The sequence below is a fragment of the Paraburkholderia sp. J69-1 genome (assembly GCF_905220255.1).
Taxonomy (GTDB): Bacteria; Pseudomonadota; Gammaproteobacteria; order Burkholderiales; family Burkholderiaceae; genus Paraburkholderia.
In genome coordinates, this window is record NZ_CAJMZG010000015.1 from 95,427 (window position 1) to 118,048 (window position 22,622).

General features: G+C 66.1%; 16 protein-coding genes. 12 read left to right on the plus strand and 4 right to left on the minus strand.

Features of this window, described 5'->3' with window-relative positions; translation table 11 throughout:
* Window positions 1-90: 90 nt before the first annotated feature.
* Window positions 91-1,794, plus strand: a complete 1,704-nt coding sequence (locus U5A67_RS25665) for a hypothetical protein (RefSeq protein ID WP_321816652.1) — start codon at window positions 91-93, stop codon at window positions 1,792-1,794.
* A gap of 44 nt (window positions 1,795-1,838) precedes the next feature.
* Here U5A67_RS25665 and U5A67_RS25670 read toward each other — a convergent pair whose 3' ends face one another.
* Complete coding sequence (locus U5A67_RS25670; RefSeq protein WP_321816651.1) at window positions 1,839-5,435, minus strand: hypothetical protein; 3,597 nt, start codon at window positions 5,433-5,435, stop codon at window positions 1,839-1,841.
* Between the two features lie 321 nt (window positions 5,436-5,756).
* On the opposite strand from U5A67_RS25670, the gene U5A67_RS25675 reads away from it, so the two are divergent.
* Entirely contained in the window at window positions 5,757-6,152 is a 396-nt protein-coding gene (locus U5A67_RS25675) for a hypothetical protein (protein ID WP_205981933.1), read from the plus strand.
* Window positions 6,153-6,244: 92 nt separating this feature from the next.
* On the opposite strand, the gene U5A67_RS25680 is transcribed toward U5A67_RS25675, so the two are convergent.
* Together U5A67_RS25680 and U5A67_RS25685 are read right to left on the minus strand one after the other, a co-directional pair.
* Window positions 6,245-6,706, minus strand: coding sequence for a lytic transglycosylase domain-containing protein (locus U5A67_RS25680; RefSeq protein ID WP_205981932.1), 462 nt, complete (start codon window positions 6,704-6,706; stop codon window positions 6,245-6,247).
* Window positions 6,707-6,807: 101 nt separating this feature from the next.
* Window positions 6,808-8,244 (minus strand): helix-turn-helix transcriptional regulator, encoded by a 1,437-nt coding sequence (locus U5A67_RS25685; protein ID WP_321816650.1) that lies wholly within the window; start codon window positions 8,242-8,244, stop codon window positions 6,808-6,810.
* Window positions 8,245-9,066: 822 nt separating this feature from the next.
* On the opposite strand from U5A67_RS25685, the gene U5A67_RS25690 reads away from it, so the two are divergent.
* The 9 genes from U5A67_RS25690 (at window position 9,067) to pilV (ending at window position 19,490) form a co-directional block, all read left to right on the plus strand.
* The gene (locus U5A67_RS25690; protein ID WP_321816649.1) at window positions 9,067-10,146 is read left to right on the plus strand and encodes a toxin co-regulated pilus biosynthesis Q family protein; all 1,080 of its coding nucleotides are present in this window, start codon (window positions 9,067-9,069) and stop codon (window positions 10,144-10,146) included.
* Window positions 10,146-11,882: a PilN family type IVB pilus formation outer membrane protein gene (locus U5A67_RS25695; protein ID WP_321816648.1), complete on the plus strand. Its 1,737-nt coding sequence runs from the start codon at window positions 10,146-10,148 to the stop codon at window positions 11,880-11,882. The genes U5A67_RS25690 and U5A67_RS25695 overlap by 1 nt, the downstream gene beginning before the upstream one ends.
* Before the next feature lie 23 nt (window positions 11,883-11,905).
* Window positions 11,906-13,219 carry a type 4b pilus protein PilO2 gene (gene pilO2, locus U5A67_RS25700; RefSeq protein ID WP_321816647.1) on the plus strand — a complete coding sequence of 438 codons (1,314 nt, stop codon included), beginning with the start codon at window positions 11,906-11,908 and terminating at the stop codon, window positions 13,217-13,219.
* Entirely contained in the window at window positions 13,209-13,904 is a 696-nt protein-coding gene (locus U5A67_RS25705; protein WP_321816646.1) for a type IV pilus biogenesis protein PilP, read from the plus strand. The genes pilO2 and U5A67_RS25705 overlap by 11 nt, the downstream gene beginning before the upstream one ends.
* Window positions 13,905-13,909: 5 nt before the next feature.
* The gene (locus U5A67_RS25710) at window positions 13,910-15,658 is read left to right on the plus strand and encodes a GspE/PulE family protein (RefSeq protein WP_321816645.1); all 1,749 of its coding nucleotides are present in this window, start codon (window positions 13,910-13,912) and stop codon (window positions 15,656-15,658) included.
* A complete protein-coding gene (locus U5A67_RS25715; protein ID WP_321816644.1) occupies window positions 15,643-16,719 on the plus strand; it encodes a type II secretion system F family protein in 1,077 nt (358 codons plus the stop codon). The genes U5A67_RS25710 and U5A67_RS25715 overlap by 16 nt, the downstream gene beginning before the upstream one ends.
* A gap of 120 nt (window positions 16,720-16,839) precedes the next feature.
* Entirely contained in the window at window positions 16,840-17,385 is a 546-nt protein-coding gene (locus U5A67_RS25720; protein ID WP_415767941.1) for a type 4 pilus major pilin, read from the plus strand.
* 46 nt (window positions 17,386-17,431) lie between these two features.
* Complete coding sequence (gene pilM, locus U5A67_RS25725) at window positions 17,432-17,896, plus strand: type IV pilus biogenesis protein PilM (RefSeq protein WP_321816642.1); 465 nt, start codon at window positions 17,432-17,434, stop codon at window positions 17,894-17,896.
* Complete coding sequence (pilV, locus tag U5A67_RS25730; protein WP_321816641.1) at window positions 17,889-19,490, plus strand: shufflon system plasmid conjugative transfer pilus tip adhesin PilV; 1,602 nt, start codon at window positions 17,889-17,891, stop codon at window positions 19,488-19,490. Before pilM ends, pilV begins: the two co-directional genes overlap by 8 nt.
* Before the next feature lie 55 nt (window positions 19,491-19,545).
* Here the strand turns inward: pilV and U5A67_RS25735 are convergent, their stop codons facing one another.
* Window positions 19,546-20,646: a type IV pilus twitching motility protein PilT gene (locus tag U5A67_RS25735; protein ID WP_205981922.1), complete on the minus strand. Its 1,101-nt coding sequence runs from the start codon at window positions 20,644-20,646 to the stop codon at window positions 19,546-19,548.
* A gap of 159 nt (window positions 20,647-20,805) precedes the next feature.
* Here U5A67_RS25735 and sctC point away from each other — a divergent pair, with 159 nt between their 5' ends.
* Entirely contained in the window at window positions 20,806-22,620 is a 1,815-nt protein-coding gene (sctC, locus tag U5A67_RS25740) for a type III secretion system outer membrane ring subunit SctC (protein ID WP_321816640.1), read from the plus strand.
* Window positions 22,621-22,622 lie beyond the last annotated feature (2 nt).

The window sequence follows — 22,622 nt, forward strand, 5'->3', positions numbered from 1 at the left end:
CCGTGTTCGCGATGAAGGGTGACGTCTCTGAGGATCACATTGACGCGGTTTTAGCCGCATTCGACGATCCCTTCACGAACGGAGAAAAAAATGGTTAGCCCTATCGATAGCAGTCCACAGATCACGACAACGCCGCTACCCAGCCCGGACTCGGGGCAAGGCAGCACTTCCGTGCCGACAAGTCCGCCGTTACGCCGCAACAGCGTTCAGCAAGGTGCGCTTGGCGATCTGGCATTGATCCGGGAGCGCAGAGCCAGCGTGTCGAGCAACGTGGTACCGTCTGGCGGCGAGACGACGGCCAATCCGCACACCGTACCGCTGCCGAGCTCAAATTCGACGGACTACGAAGGATCGATCCGCGGACAGAATTCGCCGAGGCTATCGATCGAGCCGCCGCCGCCGCGCCCGAACGAGAGCGCAATCCCACTGGAAGGCGCGCGGCCCGGATCGATTGCTCCGCCCACGGTCACGCAGACTGCGCTACGCTCGCGATTGATCCGGATCGGCGACGCAGTCAGCCAGCAGGCAACGCAGTTGGGCCGGGCCGCGCTGGGCAACCTTCAGCAGGTCAGGGACGATCCGGTCGGCTACGGCCTCGAAATTGCCCGCAACCTTACGGCACAAGCGCACGCTCTGGGCACACGTCCATACGACGACAACCACCCCATCAAAGGCTGGGGCGCCAATATCGCGAATGCCTTTACTCACGAATTGCTGGCCACGGGCGGCGCCACCGCACTGCGCGAAGCGCTCGCCAGCGCGACCGAAGCCGTGGCGGTTTCCGCTGAGTTATCGCCGGAAGCACGGGGTCTGCTGGTAAGCCTGCTCTATTCGGGCGCAGTGATGGCCAACGGTATGGCCATGGTGCACAAATATCATCAGGGAAGCGCGTCGAAAATAACTTACGCGGGTCACTTCGCACAGATTGGGCTGCTGCTTGGCACGGCGATCACGGCAGGCGCCACTGGCCGTGGGCAAGACGGGCATGGCGCGTTCGGACTGCTCTCGACGCTGCTTCCATCGGCCATCAAGTCGTATGCCTATCTGTCGCGCGATGTTGTGAATCTGCTCTATCCGCTCAAAGGCAACCATGACGACGCCTATAAGCGGCCGGTGCGGGCGCAAGTGATCGATAGCGCGGGCTACTTCCTGAATCAGGAGGCGGTGAACGTTGCACAAGGCGCTGCGAATCTGTCGGGTGCGGGTTTCGTCGATGGTCTGAGGAACCATTCGCTCAAGTTGAGTCAAGGCATCGGCGAGCTTTCGGGCTATACGCTCGCCAATGCGGGGGGCGAAGGGCTGGCCGCCATGGGCGCGCGCGCCGCGGCGGAAGTCGCCCAACATGGCGTGACGTTCACGGCGGCGAAGAATATCCGGGACCTCAGGCTGACCTGGGAGAAGATGGATACGTCGGAGCAGGGCGGCTGGAAGCAATACGCAGACAAGGCGGCAGGCGCGCAAACCGCGCGTTTGAGCTTGTTTCTTGCGTTGTATGCAGCGGCGGCTGTGGTGAACCATTTCCTGGAGCGTGGCGATCGCAGCAACGGCAGTGCGCCTTCGAGCGGCATTCTCAGCGCGGAGAACGCTCTTGGCGCACTGCTCATTATCGGGGGATGTCTGCCGTTCGCGATGAGCACCGCAACCCGCGAGCGCCACGACGAAGACGATCTCGAAGCCGGCGCGCAGCGCGCGATACCCATGGGCGATCTGAACCGTGTGGCGGGCGACGGCTCGCAGCCGGAAATCGAGCATGACACGGAGCGCACACCGACGGCGTCCGGATCGGGCTCTTGAACCGCGCAGGCGATGCAACGCCTGCGGCCGGTCGTGGCGGCGTGTCATGCGCGTGTCGGCCATATTTTGTCGAGTGCGTCCGTGTTTTTCGGCTTGACCTTGAGCGCCGCGACTTCGCGCTCGCCGCGCGCGCTTTTCGTGGTCGTCAACTGCACGCCCACGCGCAAGCCCACGGCCAGATGCCGGTCATTGGCCTGTACGGTCAACAGTTCGGTCGGTAGCCAGGCATTGGCGCTGTGCAGCAGGTCGTCGCGTTGCCGGACCAGTTCGTCGATCTTGCCGCGTTCGTCCCCGCGGTTGCGCGACTTCAGCATGGCGATCTGGTCGTCGAGACCATCGACGCGGCGCGCCGCTTCAGTGCGCAACCGCCGCCGCGCGATAAAGCGCAGGTTCTGCACATCGTTGGCCGCGAGAGCGGATAGATAATGGTTGATCTCATCGCGGCCCTTGCTCATTGCCGCCTTTATCTGACCCGGTTCCGGCATCGGCTGGCCGGGCTCTACACCGAACGCGAGCTGCCACGCCGGATCTTCGCTCAGGGCCTTTTTGTAATCGTTGAAACTGGAGAATTCGGTGTCGGCGGTCGATACGCGCGCCTGGAGCTTGCCGCCCTCGCGCACGAGCGTGGCCTTCGCCTGATGAAAGCCGTCGTAGAGCGGCAGTTCCAGCGACAGCGCGTTCGGCGCGAACACGGAAACGCTGGCGATATCGGTGGGATCCGCGCCGGGCGCGCCGGTTTTCTCGACCTTGTCGCTGATGCTGAAGTTCGCGCCCGCCTGCATGGCTGCGCGATTGCCGCGCCCGAAACGATGCGATTCGATGCGAGTGTGACCGGTCTCGTCCTGCGCGTCGAGCGTGGCTTTGTAGACGCGGTCGTGCGAGACGCCGAGGTTGGCGTTCACGCGCGCCGATACCTTGCCCGCGCCCACTTTGACGCCAGGCCGGAAAGCGGCCGATTCGCCGTGCTGGCGCACCGATCCGGTCTGGTTGTTCCAGGAGACCGAGAAGTCCTCGTTGTTCAGAAATTTGCGCCCCAGATCGCCCCAGAGATCGTCGCCGCTGCGTCCGCGTCCGGCGTGATCGAACAGAAATGCGTTGACCTGCTTGAGCTGGCTTTTGGCTTCTTTGTCGTCGTAGGCGTCTTCGTCGGTGAGCAGGCGGCGCGCGATGCTGAGGTCGACCGTGCACTGTTCGGTATCGTCCCATGCATGCGCGGCTTCGATGTTGCCCGCCACGCGCACGGGACCGACATCGTGGCCGATCTGCATGCCGCCGCCGGCGCTCGTGTGCAGGCGCTTTTGCGTGCCGAAGCTGATCTTGTAGGCCGGCGTCGAGCGGCTGTATTCGAGCACCGCTTGCCGTCCGCGCGAAGCCTGCAGATTCAGGCGCGGCGCGATCAGCGTGAACGAGGCCGCCGTCGCGCTCACGCCGCGCGTGCTCAGTCCGACCGTGCCGCCTTCGGTCACGATCGCCTTGCCGCTGCCTTCAAGATTGGCGATGATGCGCTCGCCCATTTTTTTGTAATCGTCGCTGGTGGCGCCTTCGGGCTTGATCGCCTTGCCGAGCGCGATGCGATCGATGGCATCGAATGCATTGTCGAGGGCCGTCGAAGGCGCGCCGGAAGCGGTCGGCGTGGCATAGCGCTGACGCCAGTTCTGGAGCACCTTCGCGTTCACCACGCCCGCCTTGCCCGGCAGATATTTGCGGATCGCACGGCGCATGTCGTCGACGTTGCCGCCGCCCTGCGCGGGCGCGAGGCGCGTGCGCAATCCCTGCAGCGCCTTCATTTTGCGCGCTTCGCGAAAGCCGAGCTGCGAGAGATCGTCGGGCACTTCGATGTTGGCGAGCGCGCGCTGCGCGACGGCGTCGATTACATCGTCGCCAAGTGGCGCTTCGAATGTCGAGGCCGCGTTGTCCTCAGGCAGCTCCGCCAGCACCTGTAGCAGCGCGCGGCTGACCACGTCGGCGCAGATGCTGCTGTCCTTGACGAGCACGGCGCGGCCCGGCATGGCGTTGCGATTGCCCTGTTCGCGCAGGGCGTTCAGCTCGCGCAGCGCATCGCAGACCGCCTTGTTGAGCTTTTTCTGGTCCGAATCCCAGGAGCCGAGCCCAGTGCCCTGGATGCCGCCTTGCATCGCCGCAAGCGGACTCTTGTTGAAACCGAACGGCCGCCCGAGCGACTTGTACCACGCGCGATCGAGGCCGCGCTGCGCGGCCACCGGCACGGCGCTGTCGCCTTCCGCGAGGTGAGCGGGGCGATCCGAGGTGGCGCGTGGGACCGTGTGATTCAGGAAGCGTTCGAGGCGGCTGCGGGTCGCGGCGAGCGGCGTGCCTGGGCCATCGGTGAAAAAGCCCTGGCGCGCGGCCAGCAGCGAGCCGAATTCGGACGTCGTGATATCGCGGGTATCCGGCGCGCTCATCAGCTTCGTGGCGGCCAGTGCGATCGAAGCGAGATGCCGTTGCGTCAACGCGGCGCCGTCATGGCGCGCGGGTTCGGAGCCGGCCAGAATGTCCCGCGCGGTTGCATCGACGTTTTGCGGACTGGCGTCGAGCGGTGCGCCATCGTTCATTCCCGCCAATAGCGCTGCCGCCTGCAGCCACGCGCGTGGCGCAAAGCGCGCCTCGCCGGTGGCGGGCCAACTTGCGCCCGCGATCTCGCGTAGGCTCTCGAAGCCGCCAGGCGTCATGGCCAGCTCCTGGGCGACGTGCCACGCACGCGCTTCGATGTGGCGTGCCTGGAGGCCGCCGGGCGCAGGCGGGGCGTCGCCGGAGTCGGGCGGCACGACGCGTAGTCTGGTGCTCTCGGGCGACGGATTGAAGCGCTCGAGTTCGTCGATTGCCGCCTGGAAAACGGGATGCAGGGCGGGAGCCGCGGCCGTCTGTGGTTGCGCTTGTGGTTGTGTTTGAGGCTGCGCTTGAAGCTGCGGTGCGGCCCTCGCGCCGGTGTCGAAGTGCAGGCCCGATTGCAGCCGCTCGAAGATCATCGCAGCCAGCTTGATGTTCCCGCCCGACGCCGTTTCCAGCGCGCTCAGGATGACTGGGCGACGTAACATCCGCACTTCGCGAAACTCCGAATCTGCCGCACGCACCAGTGCGCCGTCGATCTGGTTCATCAGCCTGTCGAGGCTGGTGTGATCCGCGCGGGGAAAGAAACGGATCGATGTCCCGATGCTTGCAGCGCTTTCGCCGGGCGCGTCGTGCTCCACGCGAGCGTTCGCCACGCGCGGGCCGTTGCCGCGTTGCGGGCTGAAACCCGCCAGCGCCTTGTTCATCGATTCGATCGGCACGGGCGTCTTGCGGCGGGTGCGGAATGCGATATCGGTCGCGGTGTCGTGATCGCCGACAATGGCTTCGGGGACCGTCACCGCCTTGCGCACGCCGACGGTATGCGACGGCAGCACGGGCTTGCCCTTCGTGCCGATCTTGACGAGCGAGGCGAGCGTGAGTTCGGCGGGGCGATGCGTGGCGTGCAGGCGCGGTTTGAGTCCCGCGAGCAGTCCCGCTGGTTGAGCGGGCGCGGGGTCTGCCTCTGCCTCTGCCTTTGTCGCTGGTGTGGTTGCAGCGCTCGTAGCGGCGGGCTCCACAGACGGCTGAGCTTGCGCGACGGACGCGTTGTATGTCGACGGGATCGTGGTGTTCATGCGAGGCTCGCGACGTTGGAAAAGACGCTGGCCACTATCGGTTTCGTCGATGACGCTCCTGTGACTCGTGCGAAGCGCGGTTGCAAAGCACGAAGCCTCGCTGAATTGCCGTCTGCCGAGAAGTGACATGGGCGATAAGGCGAGCGCTTGCGGCGCTTCGCCTTTCACGCCATCGCGACGCATGTTGCGGGTCTGCGTATGCCGCCCGTCGCTAAGGTGGGTGTGCGGCTCCAGCTTGCGAGCCGACATGCGCTCATGTTTCGCGTCTTTCAGACAGGCGCGTCGGCTGGCGCCCGTTTAAACTGTCTTTAGGAGTCGGCTATGGCTGATGGAATTTCTAGCGTTACTTCGCACACTCAAACGCATGCTCTTCCCGATTCCGCGGCGCCGGCTGCGGAACCCTCGCCGCGGCGCACAACCGCACGCAGCACCGAGCACCTGGGCGGTCTGGGCGAGCTGCCCCGAGGCGGCGGCGGTCGCGCGCCGCGCATGGGCCGTCAGTCGCTCGGCCAGAACGCGATGATGGCGCAGTCGCTGGCGTCCACCAAGGCGGATAACGCAGCGAACCTGCATTTCAGTCGCCAGATGGCGCAGGAAAACATGATGATGCAAATGCAGATGGCGCAGATCAACGCGCAGCAGGAGCAGGTCAAGCGCATGGCGCAGCTCGTTACCGATGGCGCGAAGAACGTCACGGCCGCCGCCAAGGGACAATAAGGCTCCTGTGCAATGCATGAGCGCCGCTTGCGGCGCTTTAAAACGGAAAAACCGCTGCGTTCGCGCAGCGGTTTTTTTATTGTGTGCCGCGATCATCGCGGCATCGACACGTCATCGTCGGCTTGAAGGGTTTGCAACTGATCGACAATGGCGGCGATGGCATGCGCATAGCGATCACGCTCGGCGGGCGATTGCGAGTGATAGGCGCCTACGGCCTGCCATGTATTGCCGTATTTGTTCATCATGCTGTGCAGATACCACGCGGCGATATAGACGCTCGAGCAGGGCTTCATGAGATCGCGCGCGGAAAGGCCATAGCGCGAAAGCGCCGGCAGATGAATCGAATTGATCTGCATGATGCCGTAATCGACGGTGCCGTTGCTGTTGCGGTGCAGGGCGTCGGCTCGCGCGTGCGATTCCTGCCACGCGATCGCGCGCAGCACGACGGGGCTCACGTGTTGATAGGCGGCGGCGTCGATAAAACAGTCGCTGGCCGCGAGCGTGCTCGCCGGCCACAAGGCGGCCGCGAGCATGAGTGAAAGCGTCGGTTTCATGAGGTCAGGCGCGTGAAGCGCGCGAATGGAGGCGAACGAGGCAGGCAGGGCAAACGTCGCGGCGGCGCACGCCACCGCGACGAGAGGCATGGCGGGGCGCTTCAGCGCGCGAGCGTTTGCGAGGGCGCTTCCTGAAAGGTGCGCCGATAGCCGTTGATGAGCGTCGAGCGATGCTGCACGCCCCATTTGCGCGCGACATCCAGCACGCGCGTCGTGGGCGCGCCGTCGTCGAGCAACTCGTCGCGAATGCGCTCCATACGCTGACGGCGAATCAATTCGCTCGGCGATATGCCGAGATGAAGGCGAAACGCCGCCTGCATCGCGCGCTCGGTCACGCCTACCTGCGAAGCCACTTCGCGCACCGACAAATCCTTCTGGTCGAGGTTGTCCATCAGATAGCGATACGCACGGCGATACTTCGCGGGCAGACGCGCGCTCACGTCGTCGCTGCGCGGCGGCATGTCAGAGGGAACCTGCGTCGTGCTGGAAACCACGGGCATCAGCACGTTGTCGGCGCGCACGTGCTGGATCGATGCGAGCGCGTAGCGGCCATAGAGTTGCGCGAATTCCTGGGTGCGCATTTGCTGCTGCATGATCTTCGCGCGGCAGTAGAGGAAATCCAGATACCAGCGGGTATGTTGACTGCCTTGCAGTGCTGCTGCGCCCGAAACTTCGAGCATGGCTTCGGCGATACCGCTTGCCTGCGTGGCGAGGGCGGCCATGGCGATCTCCAGGCACAAACTGCGGTAATAGTCGTGCAGGCCCATGCGGCGGATCTGGCTGGCGTATTCGCGCAGCGCTTCGGCCGCGACGTGATCGCCATTCGCCAATGCATCGAGACGCTCCAGATAGTGCGCACGCGCGCCGAGCAGCGGCAGTGCGACGGATGGCGGCGAGACGGCTTCGAGCGCCACATGACGCGCGCCCGCATCGGCGTTCACGGAGCGCCAGTAGATATGGTCGGCCAGCGCTTCGCTGCAATGCAGGCGATGCTGCGCACGCATGTCGCGATAGAGCGCGGCGGCCAGCGCCGACCAGCGCTTGTCCTGCGCTGCGAGCGCGAGCGCCGAGAATCCGCTCAGGCGATCCCACGCGGCCTGCACGCAGCCGAGATGGAACAGCACGAGCGTCGTGCCCACGTGCGCATCGAGCTGCTGGAGCAGGGTGGCGGCCTTGTCTTCGCTCACGCGCTTAAAGCAGGTCAGCGCAACGCTGAACTGATTGCGGAACAGCGCTTGCCAGCCGGTGTTGCGGCACGACACCACGCGCATCATGTCGCGCGAATCGCGTGCCGCCTTGTGTGCGCGTCGATAGGTTTCCTCGGCGTCTTCGTGGCGGCCCAGCGCGAGCTCGAGATCGCCGCGCAATTGCAGCGCCGCGTAGCCCGGCTGATGAGCGGGATCGTCGAAATCGGCGAGCCGCGCTGCGTCGCGCATCGCATCGGGAAAGTTGCCGTCGAATACTTTGGCGGCGAGTCCAGCGGGCGTGCCGGTACAGGCGAGAACGGAAGAAGCGGCAAAGTAGATCGTCGAAAACATGTCGAGCTCCTGCGAATGAGTGTGCGTGAAAAGCGATGACTGGCCAGGTGGCGAATGTCGTGCATCCGTGAGCCGATGGTGTCATTGCGCTTTGTCGCCGACACAGTTTTGTGACGCTCTGTTACCTTTGATCCTTTTAAAAATTGCGTCCGATCTCGCTTGATCGCGTGCTAAATGGCATTTAAAGCGTCTGCCTGAAAAGGCAGAAAAAATGCCCGACAAGGCACTGTGGATCGCTAAGAAAGTCGGTAAAAAAAGATTGATGAGATTGTGGAATATTGCCTTTCCTGAAGTGTTATGGAGTGAGAGAGTCCATTCGCCAATTCAGAAAAATATTCACGAAGCATGAGAAAAATTCAAAAAAAACGCAATGACGCGGTGTAAAGGCGTTCTCGTAGCCGTAAGAACCATCTGAAATCACGCACACTATTTTTTAACCGATATAGTTGAGCGCCATACCAGACGCATGAGTACCAATTGCCAGGAAATGACGTTGAGTAATGTAAATGTAATGTATATGCAATAGCGATATCGCACGAGTTGCATACACTGGCGGATCGAAGGACCGGTCGAGTTGCTCTTCTGAAAGCGTAATCGGCGGGTGGGCGAAGTTTGGCGCGCAAGTCCTGAGGGCGGCGGCCATTGCACGTTGCGCACGCAGCGCACGTTTCGCGCATTACGCGCAGGCAAGTGTCACACAGTGTCAATCTCTGTGGCATCCCCCGCTTGTCTTCGCGAGAATCGCCTTCGGTCGAGGTCGACGCCGCCGGTATGTGCCGCGGCAAGAGCAGCGGTAGTCAGCAACAGGAAAAAACAAACTATATGAGAAAGCACACCGTTCGCGTGGGGATCGCGCTGTGGTTCTGGGGAACATCGCTTGCCGCATTGGCCGCAAGCGGGCAGGTGGTTGTCGACCGCGCGGGACGCGCGAGTGAAACCGTGCGCGTGGGTGGCCGCGACGTGCCGTTGCTGCGCGCGCTGGAGGAGATCGTCCCGCCGTCGTATAGCGTGAACGTGCCGAACGCCGGAGCATGGGCCGACGCGCCGGTCAGCTGGCAGGCCGGCAAACCCTTTGTCGAGGTCCTGCGCGATCTGCTGGAGGCGCGGCCCGGACTGCGCGCGCATGTCGATACCAATCTGCATCTCGTCACCGTGACGGGGCGAGACACCGAGCCGGCTGCTGCTGCGGCGTATGCACCCGTGTCCGCGCCGACGCCGGATGTCGCCGCTGCGGTGACGGTGCCGGATGCAGCGTCGAAGCTCGCATCCGTCGGCCCTGCTGCGACAACGATTGCGCCGCCGAAGCCAACGAATACTCCTGAAAACACGGTGCACCGCATGAACGCGGCGCCGCAGTCCGTGTCGGCCGCACCGGCACCGGCACCGGCACCGGCGACCGTCGCGATGCCGATGTTGCGCGCACAACCACCTATGATGGTTGCGCAGGTGAGCGCGCCCGTGTTCACCCCAACTCCGCAGCCGCATGTGACGGGCGCTGTCCCGAAGCCAGTCGAGCGGCCAGTCGAGCCGCCGGTCGCCGGGCCACCAGGCCTGCCTTTGCAGGTTAATGAGGCGTCGTCGCAGAAGACCGTTGCGTCCGCATCGATCGGCGCGGGCTCTCTCCCCGTCGCCCCCGCCGAACCGCAACGCGACTGGAACATGCGCGTGACGGACGGCTCGGTGCGCGCGGCGCTCGAGCGCTGGGCGCACGACGCGGGCTGGCAGTTCATCTGGGACGTGCCCACCGACTACAGCATCGACGCCACCGCCGCCATCCACGGCACGTTCGAACAGGCGCTGCACGAAGTCGCCGATGCGCTCCAGGGCGCGCCTGTGCCCATCCAGATCGTCATGTATACGGGCAACCGCGTGTTGCGCGTGATTCCGAAGGGAGCAGTCTGATGACCACGCCCACGGCCCTCCAGCGCCGCGCCGCGCGCGTCTGCGCAATTGTACTGAGTGCGGCGCTGGCCGCCTGCACCGGCCTCACCAACCGCCTGACTCACGATGCGAACGGCGACGCCGCGCGCGCGGGCTCGCTGCTCGGCCGATCGCAGGCCGGCCACAACGTCGAAGGCGAATCCGACGACGTAATCGTCAAACACGCGCTCTGGCTCTCGGGCACGCCGCTCAAGCTGCCGGCCAGCGACAAGCTGCCGCCAATGTTCGCCCAGGCGGCGAGCTTCGACGGCAACGTCGATTCGCTACAGGCCTTTGCGGAGCGCATTTCGCGTCTCACGCACATTCCCGCGCGGGTGCTGCCCGGCGCGAGCGACGCGGCCGCCGCACATACGGGCGGCGCGGCAATGGCGACCGGCGCCGCTGGCGTGCCGCCGCTGCCCACCGGCCTGCTGCAAGGCCCGTCGCCGCAGAGCGCGGTGGCGCGCGTGGCCGCGTCTGCGGCGCAGGCCGAGGGCGAGAGCGTGCGCATTGTCTATCCGCGCGGCACGCTGCGCGGCCTGCTCGATATTGCCGCGGCCCGCTTCGGCGTGTCATGGAAGTACGAAAGCGGCGCAATCGAGTTCTTCTACACCGAGACGCGCGTCTATCAGGTGATGGCGATTCCTGGTGACTCGAAGCTCGACACGCGCGTCGTGAGCGGCGCGAGCAACAGCGGCGGCTCGAGCGGCGGTTCGATGTCTGGTGGCGGCTCGGAAGGATCGAGCGCGAGCGGTTCGGTCGGCTCGGGCTCCACGCCCACGGTGTCCTCGGACAATTCGACCAACACCGGCATGAGCGCGCAGCTTTCCGTCTACACGGGCCTGCAGGCGGCGATCAAGGCGATGTTGTCGCCAGCGGGTTCGGTGCTGGCTTCACCCGCGACCGGCTCGATCGCCGTGACCGACACGCCTGATATCCAGCAGCGCGTCGGCGAATTCATGGCTCAGCAAAACCGCGTGCTCGGCCGTCAGGTGCTCGTCAACGTTTCCGTGCTGTCGGTCACGCTCAGCGCAGACGACAGCTATGGTATTGACTGGAGCGCCGTCTATCAGGCGCTCGGCACTCAGTTCGGCATCTCGAACGCATTCAAGTCGGTGGTGACGGGAATGAGTCCGGCGACGTTCTCGGCTCAGGTCATCACGCCGTCGAGCCGCGCGTCTGCCACGTCGGCGATGATTTCGGCGCTCTCGCAACAAGGCACCGTGCGGCGCAAGACTTCGGCCTCGGTCACGACGCTCAACGACCAGCCCGTGCCGGTGCAGGTCGCCACGCAGCAGGGCTATCTCGCGCAGATCTCGACCACCTCAACGCTCAACGTCGGGACCCAGACGTCGCTCGTGCCTGGCACCATCACCACCGGTTTCAATCTCACGCTGCTGCCGCACATCCTCGACGACGGCACGGTGATGATGCAGTTCTACACCAACATTTCGTCGCTCCAGGATCTCTCGTCGTTCGGGCCGACCAACCAGCAGATCCAGTTGCCGACCGTCGATACGCGCAACTTCCTGCAGCGCATCGCGATGAAGTCGGGGCAGACGCTCGTGATCAGCGGCTATGAGGGCGTCGCGGAACAGACGCGCCACCAGGGCGTTGGCCGTCCCGACAACTACGTGTTCGGCGGCGGCGAAAGCGCGACGCAGGCGCGCGAGATCATCGTGATCCTGATCACGCCGATCTCGGTGAACGGCGCCTGAGCGCGCCGGCGGAAGGCACGCGCATGGCGACGCAACTGGTCCAGGTCGGGCGGCACCGCTTCATTTGCGGGCTGTTCTGGCAATCGTTGTCGCGCCGTCACGAACTGCGCGCGGAAGCGCGCGAGCTGGCGGCGCGGCTGAATTTCGACGCGATGGTGCTGCGCATCGATCGCGGTTTTGCGGGCGCGGGCTTCGCCAGCACGCGCGAAGGCGCGCCGCTGGGCGTGCCCTCGCTGGGCGCGCTGGTCTCGAAGGCCATCGCCACCGAAGGCGCTTTTTACGATGGCCGGCAGCAGAGCGCGCCGAACTGGCTCGGCGCATTCAGCCTCGCCGACGGGCGCTGGGCCTATTTCGCGGTGCGCGACGGCGCGTTCCTGCCCAACGGCGACTGGGTCGGCACGAGCGAGGAAGTGTTCGAGCGTCTGCACAGCGATTACAGCCTCGGCGGCTGGAACGTCGTGATCGGCGATCCGCGCGTGGAAGTGCAGGGCTTTCACTGCTTCTATGCGCGCAAGCTCGAAGATATGCTGCCGCGCCGCGCGGGCAAGGAGCGGGTGCCGCGCTGGACCCGCCTCGTGCCGGTCTCGCGGCGCGTGCAGTGGCGACGCGTGGCCGTGGCGGCCGCCGTCATGAGCATGCTGGGCGGCGCGGCTTATGGCGGCTGGACGTGGCGTCAGCAGCGTCTCGAACAGGCGCGCGAGCGCGCCTTCGCAGCCGGGCGCGCGAAGCTCATGCGCGCGAACGCGGCTGCTGCGCAAGCGCCCGTGCATCCGTGGTCCGCGCAGCCCACGCCCGCCGCGTTCGTCGATGCCTGCCTCACGCGCTTCGCGGCGCTCGCGCCGGGCGGCTGGCAACTCGATGACTACGTGTGCCGCGCGTCCAGCGTGAGCTATCGCTGGTCGCGCAACGATTCGAACGTGGCGCTGCTGCTCGCCGCGCAGCCGCGTGCGAATGTCGATTCGAGCGGCGATCACGCCTCGCTGGTCGCGCCGCTCGCGCTGCCCGCAGGCGGCGACGATCGCATCGACGGCATTCGCGGCGAGCGGCTGCGGCTGCTGTCGTCGTTTCAACTACTGGGCGTCGGTCTCGCGTTCACCTTGCAGCCGCCGCCAGCCGCGCCGCGCAGCGCCACGGCGCAAGCGCTCGGGCAGGTCGGCATCGGCGGCAAGGGGCAGGACGCGCCGCCGCCGTGGCGGACCTGGCGCATTCGCGCCGATCTTGGCGATCTCTGGCCGTCGAGCGTGACGGCGTATCTCGAGCAACCCGGCGTGCGGCTCGACCAACTGACCTGGCGAGCCGGCCAATGGAGCATCGAAGGAGTGGTGTATGAGCAATGAGCGGGACATCCAGCGATCGCGTCGGACGCATCGATCGCGCCGGGCGGCGCTGGCGCTGGCCGTGGCGTGTATGAATCTGGGCGGCGCGTGGTTCGGCGCGGCCCCGGCCATGGCCGAATCGGCGACGGCGGCGCACGCCGCCACGCCAGCATCGAACATTGCGCCAGCATCGACCAACCCATCGGCCACCGCCGCCGCGCCAGCGCTCGTCGCCGACGTGGTGCCGGGCGCCGCCGCCGTGAGCGCGGCGAACCAGCTGATGCGGCTGCAGGAAGACACCGTGGTGCTCAAGGCGCAGCTCAAGAAGCTCGACGCCCAGGCGCAGGTCGCCGAGCGCGAGGCGGCCATTGGCCGCCTCGACCGCAACGGCTCGAGCGCGGTCTACACGCTGCTCACGACCGAGAGTCTGGGCGGCGCGTCGAGCGCCACGCTGCAAACCGCCGACGGCGCCGAGTTCGACGTGCTGGCTGGCGACACGCTGCCTGACGGCCAGCGCGTGCTGGCGATCCGCCCCGGCGCGGTGGACATCGGCGCGGGCCACGGCGGGCGCCGCAGCACGCTCACGGTGATGACCACGCATCGCGCGGCCACGCGTCTTGCCGCCGCAGCGAACGGCTGGAGCGGCGCGGCAAGCAACCTGCCGACGCTTCCCTCCATGCCGCCCTTGCCAGCCTCGATGAGATGACCGCTATGAAGCTGCTCCATCAGCCGGATCAGGCCGCGCAGGCCATCGACGCGCGTGCGAATGCGTCGGGTGTCACGTCAGGCGCGCCGTTGCGCGCCGCCGCGCCGATCGCCATCACGCCGCAGGCCGCACGGGCTTTGCAGGAAGCGCAAGCCGCCCAGACATTGCAGCCCGGTACGTTGGCCGCGAGCGCTCAAGGCCAGACCGCCGCGCCGCCCTCGAATGCGCGACCGCTTTCCGATAGCGGCGAATTCGTGGCGAGCGCCGAAGAGCGCAAGTTCCTCTGCCTGCTCGATGACGGCATCCTGCTGGTCGCAGAGGGCCACGACATGAACCCGTTCGTGCTCTCTTATTGCGCGCGCCTTGAGCGCCTTAACTGCCGCTACACCATGCGCCGCGCGAGTCTCGACGAGGTGCGTCTCGCGTACCAGGGCCAGCGCCGCGACGGCACTGGCGAGCGTGTCGATCATACGCAGATGCAGGTGGTCGCGAAAAACCTGATCGCGCGCGCCTGCCAGGAGCGTGCCTCGGACATTCACATCCGCGTGAACCGCTTCAGTACCGAGATCCTGTTTCGCATCCACAGCGAACTCACGCGCGTGAGCGAGCAGACGCGCGAGTACGGCGAGCGCCTGCTCGCCACGCTCTATTCGGCGATGGCGAGCGTTTCCGATACGACCTACAAGCCCACCGAGCGCCAGGATGCCAGCATCGGCGAGCGCGATAAACTGCCCGAAGGCCTGTTCGGCGTGCGCATCGCCACCGCGCCCACGAGCGTCGGCAGCATGATGGTGCTGCGCCTGCTCTACAACGACGCGGGCGAATCGGTCGATCTCACCACGCTCGGCTTCACGCGCGCCCATGCAGATGCGCTCGACGCGCTCGCGCAGCAGCCGCACGGCATGAATCTGATCAGCGGCCCGACCGGCTCGGGCAAATCGACCACGCTGCAGCGCGCGCTCACGCGTCTGATCCGAGCTATGGCCGGGTCGATCCACGTCATCACGGTCGAGGATCCGGTCGAGTATCCGATCGCGGGTGCGGTACAGACGCCTGTGGTCAACGCAACCACCGAGGACGCGCGTTCGCAGGTTTTTGCGGCCGCCATCGCCAACGCGATGCGGCTCGACCCCGACGTCATCATGATCGGCGAGGTGCGCGATCGCGCCTCCGCGCAAAACGCCTTGCGCGCCGCGATGACAGGCCACCAGGTCTGGACCACGGTGCACGCGAACAGCGCGCTTGCCATCGTCGACCGGCTGACCGATCTGGGCCTGCCGCTCGCGATGGTCACGGACGAATCGCTGGTTACGGGACTCGTCAGCCAGCGGCTCGTGAAGCAGCTGTGTCCGCATTGCTCGCGGCCGTTCGCTCAGGCGCTCGGCGAGCTCGACGCGGCTTTCGTCGCACGCGTGAAGCGCGCCACGGGGGCGCGCTTCGAATATGTGCGCACGGCCGGGCCGGGCTGCGAAGCCTGCATGGGCGGCACTGTGGGGCGCACCGTGGTGGCCGAGGTGATCCGCACCGATGCTGCGTTATGCGAACTGTTGCGCACCGGCCAGCGGCACGCAGCGCACGCGTACTGGCAGCGCGAGCTGGGCGGGCGCACGGTGGCCCAGCATGCGGTGGACAAGGTGGCGGCGGGTCTCGTCGATCCGCGCATGGCCGAGCGCGTGGTCGGCCCGCTGCCGTTTGACGACGAAGGGCGTCCGCCGATCGGCGCGGTGGGGGGCGAGCGATGGCGCCTGAACTGAACCGCCGCTGGGCGCGCCTGCAACTCACGGCGTCCGCGCGTCAGCGCGTCTACCGCAAGATCGCCACCATGCTCGCCAACGGGCTGCCGCTGCTCAAGGTGCTCGAAGAGCTGGAGCTGCGCGCCTCGCACGACGGCCGCAAGCCCAACGAGCCGATGGCGGTCGCGATGGCCGACTGGCGCCGCGTAGTGCAGAACGGCGGCATGCTGTCGGCGGCGATGCAATGGTGGACGCCGCCGACCGAACAGATGATCGTGATGGCTGGCGAGCAGTCGGGGCGGCTCGAAACCGCGCTCGCGACCGTGGGCGGCGTGGTGGCGTCGAGCCGCCGCATCCGCGCGGCGATCGTCGGCGGCATGGCGTATCCGCTCGTCATCATGGCGATGACCTTCGTGTACCTGCTGCTGTTCGGCAAGCTCGTGGTGCCGCGCTTCGCGATGATCGTGAGCCCGCAGCACTGGCACGGCGTCGCCCATTCGCTCTACACGCTGTCGCAGTTCGCGCGTTACGGCATGGTGTGGTGCATGCTCGCGCTCATCGCGGCGGCGGCCGCGCTCGTGTGGTCGATGCCGCGCTGGGCGGGCAGTCTGCGCGTGCGGCTCGACCGCTTGCCGCCGTATTCGATCTATCGGTTGATCGTCGGTTGCGGCTTTCTGGTGGCGTTCTCGTCGCTGCAAACGGCGGGCTTCACCGTCGAGAAGTCGCTCACGCGGCTTGCGGGCAACGCGCAGCCGTGGCTGCGCCAGCGTATCGACGACATGCTGTTCGGCGTGAAGTCCGGCCTCAATGTCGGCGAAGCGATGCGCAACACGGGCTACCAGTTTCCCTCCGCGGAGATCGTCGACGACCTGTGCGTCTACGCCGAATACAAGGGCTTCGCGCAGGCGCTCAGCACGCTCGCCGACGAGTGGATGCAGGAAGGCGTCGCTGCCATCGAGGCGCAGATGCGCGTGCTCAACGGCGCGGCCATCGTCGTGCTGGCCCTCGTGCTGGCGTGGCTCATCATCGGTTTCTTCGGAATTCAGCAGGAAATTGCCGCTTTGTCCCATTCCGTCCATTGACGGTGATCTGTAATGACGCGACGCGGACGAATCGCTCCGCGTCCACCAATCAACGATAAGGAGCGCAGTATGCAGCACGAGACCATCGCCATCGTTTCCCGTCGCGCCTCCGCCTTGCGGATGCGCCGAATCCGTCGTCCCGCCGTCGCGCGAGAGATGCAGCGAGGCGCCTCGCTGCTTGAAGCGATCGCCTATCTCGGCATCGCGGCGATCGTGGTGATCGGCGCGGTCGCGTTGATGAACGGCGCGTTCAACAGCGCGAGCACCAATGAACTCGCCGAGCAGGTCAACGCGATCCAGAGCGGCGTCAAGAAGCTCTACATGGGACAGACCAACGGTTATACCGGCATCGATAACGGCGTGCTGGCGAGCGCGGGCGTGTTCCCGAGCACGATCCCGGCTTCCTCGAGCGGCACTGCGACGAATGCGTGGGGCGGCACCGTGACCGTTGCCGCCGGCGCTGCCACGGGCGGCACGGCGGGCACCTTCACGATCGTCTACACCTCGGTGCCGCAGGCCGTGTGCATCAATGCGCTCACGGCGGGCGGCAGCTGGGTTTCGGTGGGCACCGACGTGGGCACGGAGAACACGGTGCCGGTTCCGCCGTCCACCGCGAAAAGCGACTGCGCCAACAGCAGCAACACGATCACGTGGACTTCGTCGTGATATTCGTTGTGATGTTCGTTGTGCACGCAACCGGTGTGAGCGCGCCATGTATCTGATCTGGGTCGTCGCGGTGCTGGCGATGCTGGCGGGCGCGCAGGCGCTGATCGCGCGCGAAACCGCGCCCGCCACGCCCGCGCCGGGCGTGATGAGCCTTGCGCAGAACATGGCCGCGTATCGCGCGGCGCTCGTGACGTATGCGCTCGCGCATCCCGACTTCGCGGGCAGCGTGGCGGACGCGGGCGTCACGCCCGATCCGCTCTGGCGCAACTATGTGGCACCGAACGCGGGCTATGCGGGCAGTGTGGTCGTCGTCTATGCGGCGAGCGCGAGTGCGAGCGCACTGCGTGTCGTGCCCGAGATCGAGGCGCTCGCACAGGGTTCCGCTCTCGCGGGCGCGGCGCAGGGCGGCAGTATCGTGTCGCCGGGCAATCCGGCTGTGCCGCTGCCCACGGCGATCGCCGCAGCAGTGCCGCAAGGCGCGCCGGTATGGATGGCGCAGGCCTATGAATAAGCGTATTGCCCGCCATGCGCGCGCCGCGCGTCAACGCGGCTTCACGATGATCGAGATGCTGGTGGCGCTGGCGCTCGCCGCCATCATGATCGCGGGCTTCGCGGCGATGCTCAACGACACGCTCGACGATACGCGCGCGCAGCAGGCCGCGCTCTATCAACAGCAAATGACACAGGCGGCCACGCAGCTCGTGCGCCAGAACTACGCGGCGCTGGCCGCCGCCGCGACCACGGCCACTCCGGTGGTGATCGGCTTGAAGAACACGCCATATGTGCTGTCGAGCTGGCTGCCCGACGGTGTGGGCGCGACCAACCCGTATGGGCAGACGCCTTGCCTGCTGGTTTACGCGAGTCCCACGACGGCGGGCGCGCTGCAGGCGCTGCTGGTGACCGAAGGCGGCACGGAGATCAGCGATGCGCAGCTCGGCTATATCGCCGCGAACTCGGGCGCGGGCGGTGGCGAGATCCAGAGCAACGGCCGGGCGCTGGGCGCATACGGCGCGTGGAGCGTCGCCGCGCCCAATCCGGGCGGCCAGTCGTGCTCGGGCACGAAAACGGGCAAGGGGCATCTGGCGAGCCTCGTCGCCTACAACGGCAGCCAGGCGCAGAACAGCGACTATCTCTATCGCGTGGCCGTACCGGGCAACTCCCAGGCCAACGCCATGCAGGTGCCGATCGTGCTCGCGCAGATGCAGACCGCCTGGCAGCAGTGCGGCACGGTGGGCGCCGTGGCCGCAAACCCGGACGGCGAGGTGCTCAACTGTCTCGACGGGACGTGGGAGCCGCAGGCTTCCTATCACTGGCGCGGCACCGCTCCAGACGAAGCCGCACTCGCCAGCATCGCCAACCCCGTGCAGGGCGATGTGATGATGACCAAGTTCACCAATCGCGCTTACACCTTCAACGGCACCGCGTGGCAGGCGCTCGCCGTGGACGAGTCCGGCAAGCTCGAACTCGGCAATGCGCAAACGGTCGGCGCGGCTTGCGTGCCGGCTTCGGCGAGCAGCACCTCGGTGACCACGGATGCGAACGGCCGCGTGCTCAGTTGCCGCAACGGGACCTGGCAGACCCAATCGGAGATAGAGCCAGCGGATTCTGTGACCGGCTGCGAGAAGGTGCTGGTTTCGCCCGGCGCAACCGACTACGACTGCGCCGGTCCTGCCGCCGCCTACACGCACAACGCCACCAACGGCACATACTCGTACACGGTCACGCAGGCCGTGCATCTGAGCAAACCCGGGATGATCGTGGCGTCGACCTGGGCGCATCTGAACGACGGCACTTGCACCACGCTGCAGAATCCGCCGCAGGCGCGCGCGCAGGTCTCGCAGAGCGTCGATATCACTGACTCCGGCGGTGTTTCGATCTCGCACACCGAAAGCCAGGGGCCCACGCTCGTGAACGATTCGGGCGGCATCAACAACAGCCTCACGCAGGCCGAACCGGTGGGCGACTACAACGTGGTCGTGACCACCAACTGGGCAACATACGACGTGATCACGACACCGTGGACCAGCAGCTTTTGCGGCGAAAGCGGCCAGACCATCCCGAATACGCCGGTGGCGGCGGGCTGGTCGATCAATACGTATTACTGAGCGGGCCGGCGCAATGCGATTTCCTGCCCGGCACCGCTCGATGCGTTCAATGCGTTCAATGTGGCACTTGCGCCTGCAACAGCTCGTGCAGTTCGAGCCGGTTGTAGGTCATGCGCAGCGCGTCGCGCGCGAGGCACTGGTTCTTCGCCACGAGGCTCGCGAGATGCTCGTTGAGCAGCCTCGACATGTTGTCTTCCTTGCGCTTCATGAATTCGCCGATGAAGGGCAGCTTGGCGGCATCCATGATCATCGGCCCGATCTGCTGGTTGTTGTTGAACAGCAGTTCGCTGGCGAGCACGAAGCTCTCGCCGTCGGCGCTCGGCACGAGACATTGGCAGACGATGCCGATCAGCGAATTGGCGAGCGTGGCCGCATAGCGCTCGCGATGCTCGGCGGGAAAGAACGAGAGCAGCCGCGTGAGCGTGGCGATGGCGCTGCCGGTGTGCATGGTGGCCAGCACGAGATGGCCCGATTCGCCGGCCTGCAAGGCGGTTTCGGCGGTTTCGGGGTCGCGCACTTCGCCCACCATGATGACGTCGGGCTTCTGGCGCAGCGCTTCGCGCAGGCCGGCGGGGAAGGTGGGCGTGTCGGTGGGCACTTCGCGCTGCGAAACGATCGACGAACGGCATTCGAGTTCGTATTCGATGGGCTGTTCGATCGTGACGATGTGACTCGTGCGATTGCGGTTGATGTAGTCGAGCATCGACGCAATCGTCGTGGTTTTGCCCGAACCTGTGGGGCCGGTCACGAGAATCAGGCCCTTGGCGCTGTCGATCATCGAGCGAACATAGGCGGGCAGGCCCAGCTTGTCGAGCGCGAGCGGCTGCAGGGGCAGGCGGCGGATCGAGATCACCAGTTTGCGCCCGCCATAGGTGCGATACAGATTGCAGCGCAGACGGCAACGCGTGAGCACGAACGGACGGTCGATCGCGCCGTGCTGGATCAGCGTTTCCCATTCGGGTTCGATGGACGCGAGCATCGGGCGCATTTCGTCGAACAGGACCGGCTCCTCGCCCACGGGCAACCAGCCGCGCGGCGTCTTGATCATGATCGGCCGGTCCTGCTCGATGTGAATGTCGGTAAAGGTTTGCGGCAAGTCGATCAGTTCGAGGATTTCGCGCGTGAGATCGCGGCGGTCGTCGTGCGGTGCAGTCATCTTCATCATCCGGCGAGCAGGAACAGTGCGGGCATTCTCACACGAAAGCCGCGTATGCGCGTGCGCATGACAGTGCGACGCTTCGCATGCGCGTCGCGCGCCGCACGCGGCGCATCGCATGATGGCGCCTGTGATTCCTTACTCGTCAGGCCAGCCAACATGAAGTGGAACGTGAGACTCAACGCCTTTGCCCTGTGTGCCGCGCTTGCGTTCGGCGCGTTCGACGCCTGCGTGCCGCGCGCCGCGTTCGCCGCGCCCGTGCAATGGAGGTCCGGGACGCTCGACTATGCCGCCGAGGGTAAGGACATCAAGGACGTGCTGCGCGACGTGGGCGCGAGCCAGGGCCTGGCCGTGCGCATCGCGCCAGGCGTCACGGGCAGCGTGAGCGGCAAGTTCCATCTGCCGCCGCGCCGTTTTCTCGACATGCTCGCGGCCTCGTTCGGCTTCGTCTGGTACTACGACGGCGAGGCGCTCGACATCGTCACGGCCGCGGATCTGCAGAGCCAGCTCGTCAAGCTCGACACCGCGAGTACCGACACGCTGCGCAGTACGCTCGCGCAGATGCGCGTGGCCGACGAACGCTTTCCGGTGACCTATAACCGCGCCGAAGGCACCGCGCTCGTGAACGGGCCGCCACGCTACGTGCAGATGGTGCAGGACATTGCCGCGCGGCTCGACAGCAACGCCTCGCGGCGCGGCGGCACGGTGGTGCGCGTGTTCCCGCTCGATCACGCGTGGGCGGCGGACCGCAGCGTGCCCATCGATGGCCAGCATGTGACGATGCAGGGCGTGGCCTCGGTGCTCAACGGCATCTATCACCCGCAGGCGCCGAAGGACGGCAACGGCAACAGCGGCGGCGCAGGCGGGCGCGATGCAGGCGCGGCAGGCGCGCAGGGCGTCACACGCAACACGCCGATCGGCGACGTGAACGGCCAGACCTACACGAGCCCGTATGTGCCGCCGCCGATCCCGGGCGGCGGCGCAAACGGCGCGACCAGCAAGGGCATGTTCGCGGGCCTGACGGGTTCGCCGTCGCCGGCCGTGGCAGCCGCGATTGCGCCGCCACCGGGCGGCGGCGCGTCGAGCGGCGCGTCCGCGCGCACCGACGACACGTTGCCCGTGATCGTCGCCGATACGCGCACCAACGCCGTGATCGTGCGCGACAGCGCCGATCACATGTCGCAGTACGACTCGTTGATTCACCGCCTCGACGTGAAGCCGCAGCTCATCGAGATCGAAGCGCACATCATCGAAGTCGACGACAACGCGCTCCAGCAGCTCGGCGTGGACTGGACCGCGCACAACAGCCATGTCGATATCCAGACCGGCACCGGTTCGAACACGCAGCTCGGCTACGACGGCACCGTGACGCAGAATTTCGGGCAGACTTCACTGGCGGGCAGCGTGCTCGCCTCGGCGTCGCCAGTGGGCGCGTCGGTGGCGGCGGTGCTCGGCGACGCGGGCCGTTATCTGATGGCGCGCATCTCGGCGATGCAGCAGGACAACACCGCGAAGATCGACGCCAGCCCGAAGGTCGTCACGCTCAACAACATCGAAGCGGTGATGGACGACAAGCAGCAGTTTTTCGTGCCCGTGCAAGGCTATACGGCCGGCGATCTCTACAGCATCTCAACGGGCATTTCGCTGCGCGTGCTGCCGATGGTCGTGCAGGAAGACGGCAAGACGCGCATCAAGCTCGACGTGGCGATCCAGGACGGCCAGCTCACTTCGCAGACCGTGAGCAATCTGCCGGTGGTGCAGAACAGCAACATCAGCACCCAGGCCTTCATCAACGAAGGCGATGCGCTGCTGATCGCGGGCTATCGCGCCGACACCGACACCAACGGCGTGACCGGCGTGCCGGGCCTGTCGAAGATTCCGCTGATCGGCGGGCTGTTTCGCACCAACAACCGGCAGAAAAGTCATCGCGAGCGTCTGTTCCTACTGCTGCCGCATGTGATTGAGCCAACCTGAAC

What these genes read in the sequence shown, in the direction of transcription:
- U5A67_RS25665 (WP_321816652.1), top strand. Translation starts at nt 91, where the DNA reads ATGGTTAGCCCTATCGATAGCAGTCCACAGATCACGACAACGCCGCTA.
- U5A67_RS25670 (WP_321816651.1), bottom strand. Translation starts at nt 5,435, where the DNA reads ATGAACACCACGATCCCGTCGACATACAACGCGTCCGTCGCGCAAGCT.
- U5A67_RS25675 (WP_205981933.1), top strand. Translation starts at nt 5,757, where the DNA reads ATGGCTGATGGAATTTCTAGCGTTACTTCGCACACTCAAACGCATGCT.
- U5A67_RS25680 (WP_205981932.1), bottom strand. Translation starts at nt 6,706, where the DNA reads ATGAAACCGACGCTTTCACTCATGCTCGCGGCCGCCTTGTGGCCGGCG.
- U5A67_RS25685 (WP_321816650.1), bottom strand. Translation starts at nt 8,244, where the DNA reads ATGTTTTCGACGATCTACTTTGCCGCTTCTTCCGTTCTCGCCTGTACC.
- U5A67_RS25690 (WP_321816649.1), top strand. Translation starts at nt 9,067, where the DNA reads ATGAGAAAGCACACCGTTCGCGTGGGGATCGCGCTGTGGTTCTGGGGA.
- U5A67_RS25695 (WP_321816648.1), top strand. Translation starts at nt 10,146, where the DNA reads ATGACCACGCCCACGGCCCTCCAGCGCCGCGCCGCGCGCGTCTGCGCA.
- pilO2 (WP_321816647.1), top strand. Translation starts at nt 11,906, where the DNA reads ATGGCGACGCAACTGGTCCAGGTCGGGCGGCACCGCTTCATTTGCGGG.
- U5A67_RS25705 (WP_321816646.1), top strand. Translation starts at nt 13,209, where the DNA reads ATGAGCAATGAGCGGGACATCCAGCGATCGCGTCGGACGCATCGATCG.
- U5A67_RS25710 (WP_321816645.1), top strand. Translation starts at nt 13,910, where the DNA reads ATGAAGCTGCTCCATCAGCCGGATCAGGCCGCGCAGGCCATCGACGCG.
- U5A67_RS25715 (WP_321816644.1), top strand. Translation starts at nt 15,643, where the DNA reads ATGGCGCCTGAACTGAACCGCCGCTGGGCGCGCCTGCAACTCACGGCG.
- U5A67_RS25720 (WP_415767941.1), top strand. Translation starts at nt 16,840, where the DNA reads ATGCGCCGAATCCGTCGTCCCGCCGTCGCGCGAGAGATGCAGCGAGGC.
- pilM (WP_321816642.1), top strand. Translation starts at nt 17,432, where the DNA reads ATGTATCTGATCTGGGTCGTCGCGGTGCTGGCGATGCTGGCGGGCGCG.
- pilV (WP_321816641.1), top strand. Translation starts at nt 17,889, where the DNA reads ATGAATAAGCGTATTGCCCGCCATGCGCGCGCCGCGCGTCAACGCGGC.
- U5A67_RS25735 (WP_205981922.1), bottom strand. Translation starts at nt 20,646, where the DNA reads ATGACTGCACCGCACGACGACCGCCGCGATCTCACGCGCGAAATCCTC.
- sctC (WP_321816640.1), top strand. Translation starts at nt 20,806, where the DNA reads ATGAAGTGGAACGTGAGACTCAACGCCTTTGCCCTGTGTGCCGCGCTT.